Source organism: Rudaea sp., from assembly GCF_036383415.1.
In the GTDB taxonomy this organism is placed as follows: Bacteria; Pseudomonadota; Gammaproteobacteria; order Xanthomonadales; family Rhodanobacteraceae; genus Rudaea.
In genome coordinates this window covers 1-5651 of sequence record NZ_DASVOK010000339.1, presented here as the reverse complement: position 1 = coordinate 5651, position 5651 = coordinate 1, and the positions used below count along the sequence as shown (strand labels likewise).

The 5651-nt window shown below is 62.2% G+C and carries 5 protein-coding genes and 1 pseudogene; 5 read left to right on the top strand and 1 reads right to left on the bottom strand.

Annotation, left to right across the window (positions count from 1 at the left end; genetic code table 11):
- Nucleotides 1-152: 152 nt before the first annotated feature.
- The 5 genes and pseudogenes from VF497_RS12615 (at nucleotide 153) to VF497_RS18535 (ending at nucleotide 4490) form a co-directional block, all read left to right on the top strand.
- Nucleotides 153-902 (top strand): electron transfer flavoprotein subunit beta/FixA family protein, encoded by a 750-nt coding sequence (locus VF497_RS12615; protein WP_330889227.1) that lies wholly within the window; start codon nucleotides 153-155, stop codon nucleotides 900-902.
- Between the two features lie 22 nt (nucleotides 903-924).
- A complete protein-coding gene (locus tag VF497_RS12610) occupies nucleotides 925-1869 on the top strand; it encodes an electron transfer flavoprotein subunit alpha/FixB family protein (RefSeq protein ID WP_330889225.1) in 945 nt (314 codons plus the stop codon).
- Nucleotides 1870-2246: 377 nt separating this feature from the next.
- Complete coding sequence (locus tag VF497_RS12605; protein WP_330889223.1) at nucleotides 2247-3761, top strand: methyl-accepting chemotaxis protein; 1515 nt, start codon at nucleotides 2247-2249, stop codon at nucleotides 3759-3761.
- Nucleotides 3758-3904: pseudogene (locus VF497_RS18540) on the top strand (transposase); the annotation flags it as partial. The gene VF497_RS12605 and the pseudogene VF497_RS18540, both read left to right, overlap by 4 nt.
- 226 nt (nucleotides 3905-4130) lie before the next feature.
- Nucleotides 4131-4490 (top strand): site-specific integrase, encoded by a 360-nt coding sequence (locus VF497_RS18535; RefSeq protein WP_414706896.1) that lies wholly within the window; start codon nucleotides 4131-4133, stop codon nucleotides 4488-4490.
- On the opposite strand, the gene VF497_RS12600 is transcribed toward VF497_RS18535, so the two are convergent.
- Nucleotides 4384-5651 (bottom strand): bifunctional diguanylate cyclase/phosphodiesterase (locus tag VF497_RS12600; RefSeq protein ID WP_330889221.1); only part of this gene is annotated, 1268 nt, incomplete at its 5' end. The genes VF497_RS18535 and VF497_RS12600 overlap by 107 nt on opposite strands.

The following is a 5651-nucleotide window of genomic DNA, read 5'->3' as shown; positions in this document are numbered from 1 at the left end:
CAGGCGTGCCATTACGCATACTGGTGCCTGCTGCTCGAAACGCTTCATCACCTCGTCAAACATTCCTTCGTACCCGCCGTCCTTGAACAGGCCGCCAGGTTACCAGGTTTGACGCACAAAGACCTTGAAAGGGCTGGGTTTTAGGAGACGATGTGAAAGTATTGGTGCCAGTCAAGAGAGTGGTCGATTTCAACGTGAAGGTCCGAGTCAAGTCGGACGGCACGGGCGTCGACATTGCCAACGTGAAGATGTCGATGAATCCGTTCGACGAAATCGCGGTTGAAGAAGCGGTGCGTCTGAAAGAAGCAGGCGTGGCGACCGAGGTGATCGCGGTGTCGGCCGGTGTCACACAATCGCAGGAAACGCTGCGCACGGCGCTCGCCATCGGCGCGGACCGCGCGATCCTGATCGAGTCGGCGGAAGAATTGCAGCCGCTGGCGGTCGCCAAGCTGCTCAAGGCGCTGGTCGACAAGGAGCAGCCGCAACTGGTGATTCTCGGCAAGCAGGCCATCGACGACGATTCGAACCAGACCGGTCAGATGCTTGCCGCACTCGCTGGCCTGCCGCAGGCAACGTTCGCGTCGAAGGTTGTCGTAGCCGATGGCAAGGCAACGGTTTCGCGCGAAGTGGATGGCGGTGCCGAGACGCTGTCGCTCACGCTGCCCGCCGTGGTCACCACCGACCTGCGCCTGAACGAGCCGCGCTACGTGACGCTGCCGAACATCATGAAGGCGAAGAAAAAGCCGCTCGAAACGATCAAGCCTGAAGACCTGGGCGTCGATGTCACGCCGCGTCTGAAAACGCTGAAGGTTGTCGAGCCGCCCAAGCGCTCCGCCGGTGTGAAGGTGCCGGATGTGAAGACGCTGGTCGAGAAGCTGAAGACCGAAGCCAAGGTGCTGTGAGCGGCACACGGAGACGAATGAAATGACGAATCTTGTGAATCTTGTAATAGCAGAACACGACAACGCGTCGATCAAGGCCGCGACGCTGCATACGATTGCAGCCGCGCAGAAAGTCGGCGGCGATATTCATGTGCTGGTCGCAGGTCAGAATGCGCAGGCTGCAGCGGATGCGGCGGCGAAGATCGCCGGTGTTTCCAAAGTGTTGCTGGCCGACGCGCCGCAACTGGCCGCAGGGCTCGCTGAAAACATCGAAGCAACGGTGCTGAACATCGCGAAGCACTACTCGCACATCTTCGCGCCGGCCACCGCCTACGGCAAGAATATCGCGCCGCGTATTGCAGCGAAGCTCGACGTCGCGCAGATCAGCGATATCACCGCGGTCGATTCCGCGGACACGTTCGAGCGCCCGATCTACGCGGGTAACGCGATTGCCACGGTGCAGTCGGCTGATCCGATCAAGGTCATCACCGTACGCACGACGGGCTTCGACGCGGTTGCAGCCGAAGGCGGCAGCGCGACGGTGGAGAAGATCGAAGCCGCCGCGGACGCGGGTATCTCGCAGTTCGTCAGCCGTGAAGTGACGAAGCTGGATCGGCCTGAACTGACGTCCGCGAAGATCATCGTTTCGGGCGGGCGCGGCCTGGGCAACGGCGAGAACTACACGAAGGTTCTCGAGCCGCTGGCTGACAAGCTGAATGCGGCGCTGGGTGCATCGCGTGCGGCAGTGGACGCGGGCTTCGTGCCGAACGACTATCAGGTCGGCCAGACCGGCAAGATCGTCGCGCCGCAACTGTATGTGGCAGTAGGTATCTCGGGCGCGATCCAGCATCTCGCGGGCATGAAGGACAGCAAGGTGATCGTCGCCATCAACAAGGATCTGGAGGCGCCGATTTTCAGCGTCGCCGATTATGGGCTCGTGGGCGACCTCTTCGATCTGGTACCGGAATTTACCGATAGCGTCGACTGATCGTTGTCGAAACGATCGTGGAGAATCAGGACAGGTGAAATGGGCGGTTCAACTGCAATGACAAGACGGGCCGCCGCCATCCAAGCCAACACAGAGGATGCCGCGGTGGTTCTCGAAATTGATCGAGGATCGGTGGCTCCGATATCGCCATGGGAACAGCGTATGGCTGGTAACGGCCGACCGTCGACACATGGGACGAGTCCGTCGTTCGATGGGGCCATCCGCCAGGCCAAGTCCAGCAGCCTCCCGCTTCGCAATGATGCAATAGACCTGAGCCTTCCCTGAAATAGGCGCGGTGACCCAAGCCACTCGCTGCAAAGCGGCCCCCAATGAGAGTAAAAAAGACTGCTATGACTCTGAACAGGAAACTAGCCTCAATGATCACGGTCCTTTGGGCCGGCCTCATCCTGATCGGCGGCTTCGGTGCATGGCAAAACCGTGCGTCGATGATCCTGGATCGCCGGGATCAACTCGCCGCGCTGATCGACCAGTCTAACCACATCGTCAACCGCTTCTACACGCTCGCACAACAACATACGCTTGGGGAAGACGAAGCCAAAAAGCAGGCACTCGACACGGTGGCGGCAATGCGTTACGGCAAGGACGGCTATGTGTCCGTGTACAACTCGCAGTCTGTAATGTTGATGCACCCTTTTGCGAAAGAGATGGTCGGCAAGGACCTCTCACAAGTCACTGACCCCGCAGGCAATCATCTCTTCGTCGACATCATCAACGCCGGCAATCACAAGGGCGGCGGCTTCGTCGACTATCTGTGGGCGAAACCCGGCAGCGATAAGCCCGTCGCCAAGACGAGTTTTGCGATTCGCTTCGCGCCTTGGGACTGGTACCTCGTCACCGGCATGTACATGGACGACGTACAAAACTCGTTCTACGACAATCTGCTGCGCTGGCTCGCCATCACCGTCACGCTTGGCGCGATGGCCACCGTGGTGATGCTGCTAGTGTTGCGCAACATTCGCCGCTCGCTGGGCGGCGATCTTGAAATGGCGGTGGAGCATGCGCAACTGATGGCGCGCGGCAATCTCGCGACCCGCGTGCCGGTTCGGCCGGACGACAGCGGCAGCCTGCTGCACGCGCTGCGGACCATGCAGGCCGGTCTTGTCGAGACCGTTTCGCGGGTGCGTCTGGGCGCCGACAACATCAACATCGGTGCGACGGAAATCGCCGCAGGCAACGCCGATCTGTCGCAGCGCACCGAGGAACAGGCCGCCGCGCTCGTCGAAACGGCGTCGAGCATGGACCAGATGACGGCCAACGTAAAGCAGAACGCGGAGAGCGCCTTGCATGCCGCGCACCTCGCTGGCCAAGCCGCCGGCGTGGCCACGCGCGGCAGCCGCGTGGTCGACGACGTGGTCCGCACAATGAGCGAAATCACGAGCAGCTCGCGACAGATTGGCCACATCATCGGCGTGATCGACGGCATTGCGTTCCAGACCAATATCCTCGCCCTCAACGCGGCCGTCGAAGCCGCGCGCGCGGGCGAACAGGGACGCGGCTTCGCAGTCGTCGCCGCGGAGGTGCGCAGCCTCGCGCAGCGCTCGGCGACGGCGGCGAAGGAGATCAAGGCGTTGATCGAAACCTCGACGCATACGGTCGAAGCCGGTGCATCGCTGGTGGCCGACGCCGGATCGACGATGGGCGAAATAGTGCAGTCGGTGCGGCGTGTGAATGAGATTCTCGAAGAGATCAGCAATGCGTCGCGCGAACAGAGCGCAGGCATCGAGCAGGTCAATCGCGCGGTCGGCGAAATGGATCAGGTCACGCAGCAGAACGCGGCGCTGGTCGAACAGGCCGCCGCTGCCGCGCATTCTCTGAAGGATCAGGTGGGCGTGTTGCGTGAAGCGATTTCGAGTTTCGCGTTGCCAGCCTGACGCGCGAAGTCGGCGACTGCGTAGGGCTGGTTCCGCAACCCTACGACAGCGGCGAGGGCCAGGTGGACCAAGGGATTAGCAGGCACGGCATCCGGCGCGTGCGCGCGCTATCGATCGAGATGGCGTGGTGCTGGATCCGTTACCAGTCTGAGATTGCACTGACGCAGCGGTTCAACGAGCGCAGGCAGGGCACAGGGCCGAATCGCCGCGCGCGGCGCATCGCGATCGTCCCAGTAGCATGGCGCCTCGCGATCGCGCTGTGGCGATTCTCGAATGACCCGCAGTGGCAGAAAATCAGACTCGTCGTCGTTCATGGTTTGCGTCCGCAATGTAGGTTGCGGACGCAATCGTCACCCTTAAACACCGACGATGATAGGTGTGTTCTATTTAGCGCTTACGGACGAATTTCGCGTGGTCACCCGCGCGCACGTGCTCGCCTGGCGCAAGACGCTCGAGGACCGGACGCTGTCGGGCGCCACGATCCGGCGCAAGCTCGCCGCGCTGTCGTCGCTGTTCGAGTACCTGTGCGAACAGAACGCGGGCAGCCGTTCCATTGTTGCTTGCGAACGGGAGGCTGTAGTGACATCGCTAACGAAGCCGCCGAGCGGCTGCGTGTTGACCGCTAGCGCGATCCGCTTCCCGCGTCGTGCAACGACGAAGCTCCAGCCGGCCCGAACCGTGGCTCGGCGTAAGGTTCGATGCGCGCTGCCGACCCCGGCTTGCCAATGAAATATCCCTGCACAGCATCGCAACCGAGTTCTTTGACGAGGACGAATTGCGTTTCGGTCTCGATGCCTTCTGCGACCGTTCTCATGCCCAGCGCGCGCGCGAGCGCCACCATCGCTTCGACCATCGCGCGTGCCCGGTGACAGGTCTCCTTAACAGTGAGCTCCTGCACGAACGACTTGTCGATCTTGATGCGATCGACAGGCAGCCGTGTGAGGTATGCGAGGCTGGAGTAGCCGGTGCCGAAATCGTCGAGCGAGACGGTCACGCCGAGCCTTCGTACAGCCGAAAGCGCGCGCGACGCGGCGGCGAAGTCGCTCATGACGACCGTCTCCGTCACCTCGATGTCGAGTGCGGAAGCGCATACGCCGGCTGCCTCGGCCGCCTCAGAAACCAGTGCGGCGAGATCGCAGTTCTGGATCGTCGTGGCCGAGAGATTGACGGCGACCTTGAACGGCATGCGGTTCGCCGCCTGCCATTTCGACGCCTGGCGCAACGCAAGGCGAATTAGCCAGTCGCCCGTCGCCTCGTTGGCCGGTGATTCAAGCAGCACGTCGAGGAAGTCGGCCGGCGTGAGCAGCCCCAGTTGCGGATGGTTCCATCGCAGAAGCGCCTCGGCTCCGTAGACGCGGCCACTATGCAGGTCCAGTTGTGGCTGGTAGTGCAGTTCGAACTGTCGCGCGGCGCTCGCGCTCTTTAGATCCGCGCGCAGCCGCCGACGATGCGAGAGGCGCTGCGCGTCCTCCTTGCCAAACGACCACACATGCGAACCGCCCGCGCGCTTCGCGTGATACATCGCGGTGTCCGCATTACGCAGCAGCTCGCCCGCATTCGATGCTGACACGGGGTAGCGCGCCACGCCGATGCTCGCGCCCACCGAGGCCCGCACGCACGGCGTCTGAATTGCCTCGCGCATGCGTATTATGACGTCGCGCGCGACGCGCGCGGCCTCGCCCTCGGGGGCGTCGACGAGGAAAATTACGAATTCGTCACCGCCGATGCGCGAAACATGGGCGCCTTCGATAAACATGTCGGAAAGACGCTCGCCGATGACACGCAGCACTTCATCGCCCGCCGCGTGGCCAAACGAGTCGTTGATATCCTTGAAGCGGTCAAGGTCGATGAAGAGCAGATCGACAGAAGCGGCCGCGCCTTCGTCGACGA

What these genes read in the sequence shown, in the direction of transcription:
- VF497_RS12610 (WP_330889225.1), top strand. Translation starts at nt 925, where the DNA reads ATGACGAATCTTGTGAATCTTGTAATAGCAGAACACGACAACGCGTCG.
- VF497_RS12605 (WP_330889223.1), top strand. Translation starts at nt 2,247, where the DNA reads ATGATCACGGTCCTTTGGGCCGGCCTCATCCTGATCGGCGGCTTCGGT.
- VF497_RS18535 (WP_414706896.1), top strand. Translation starts at nt 4,131, where the DNA reads ATGATAGGTGTGTTCTATTTAGCGCTTACGGACGAATTTCGCGTGGTC.